The 1328-nt window shown below is 66.0% G+C and carries 1 protein-coding gene; it reads left to right on the forward strand.

Going from position 1 to position 1328, the window contains the following annotated elements:
- Positions 1–106: 106 nt before the first annotated feature.
- Positions 107–1300 carry an integrase core domain-containing protein gene (locus DWA33_RS24815; RefSeq protein WP_244601398.1) on the forward strand — a complete coding sequence of 398 codons (1194 nt, stop codon included), beginning with the start codon at positions 107–109 and terminating at the stop codon, positions 1298–1300.
- Positions 1301–1328: the final 28 nt, after the last annotated feature.

Consider the following 1328-nt stretch of genomic DNA (forward strand, 5'->3'; position numbering starts at 1 on the left):
GGGTACAGACCGGCTAGATTCCTGACAGTTTGGACCGGGATGATTGTCGACAGTTCACACTGCATCGGAGGGAGGACCGCCGATGCCTTTTGTGGAGACCTGTCGGATGGATCAGCGGGTGCAGATGCTGTCGGACCATGCGAGCGGCAATTGGAGCGTGTCGGATCTGTGCCGGCGCTACGGCGTCAGTCGGGACACGTTCTACGAGTGGCGACGGCGTCGCGACAGCGGGGCCGAGGACTGGTTCGTGGATCGCTCGCACGCTCCGCATCACTGCCCGCAGCGGACCGATGCTTCGCAGGTTGCGACGATTGTCGATCTGCGGCGTCGGTTTCCGCATATGGGGCCGCGCAAGCTGTTGGCAATCCTGCGGCGCGAGCATCCGGAGAGCGCGTGGCCGTCGGCCTCGACGATCGGCGGAGTATTGAAGCAGGCCGGGCTGATCGCGCCGGAGCGACGGCGGCGGCCGGCGCTGGCCCAGCAACGACCTTTTGCAGCGGTGCATGCGCCGAACGACGAATGGGCGGCCGACTTCAAGGGCTGGTTTCGAACCCAAGACGGCGCCCGGATCGATCCCTTGACGCTGACCGACGGCTTCAGCCGCTATCTGCTGGGCATCGCCATCACGCCGCAGACCATCGAGGCGACAATGCCGCTGTTTCTCGATGCTTTCCGTCGCCACGGCCTGCCGTCGGCGATCCGCTGCGACAATGGTTCGCCGTTCGGCTCGACCGGCGCCTGCGGACTGACGCGGCTGTCGGCGTGGTGGCTCAAGCTCGGGATCGAGCCGCATTTCGTGCACCCGGCCTCTCCGCAGGAGAACGGCCGTCACGAGCGGATGCATCGGACCCTGAAGGCACAGACCTCGCGCCCGCCGGCGTCGAATGCGATCGAGCAGCAGGCCAGGTTCGATGCCTTCCGCGATCACTTCAACCGGGAGCGTCCGCACGAGGCACTCGACCAGCGCCCACCGGCCGAACTCTACACCGTCTCGACGCGGCAAATGCCGGACCGGATCGAGGACCCCTGGTACGACGCCGACCACCAGGTGCGGCGCGTCCGCAGCTCCGGCGAGATCATGTGGCATGGCGAGCGCATCTTCGTCAGCGAGGCGCTGGTCGGCGAAGTGATCGGCATCGCCGAACTGGAGACCGGCGACCAGATCGTGCGGTTCTGCCACTACGACATCGGAATTATCGATCGCCTCCGCGTGTTCCGGCGCTTCGCTCCGCCCCGAGAGGGGCTGCGCTACGCACCGCAACACGCGGACCCAGAACTGTCGACAATCATCCCGGTCTAAAGTGTCGGGGATCATGCCGGTTGCACAG

It is taken from the genome of Rhodopseudomonas pentothenatexigens (assembly GCF_900218015.1).
Classification (GTDB): domain Bacteria; phylum Pseudomonadota; class Alphaproteobacteria; order Rhizobiales; family Xanthobacteraceae; genus Rhodopseudomonas; species Rhodopseudomonas pentothenatexigens.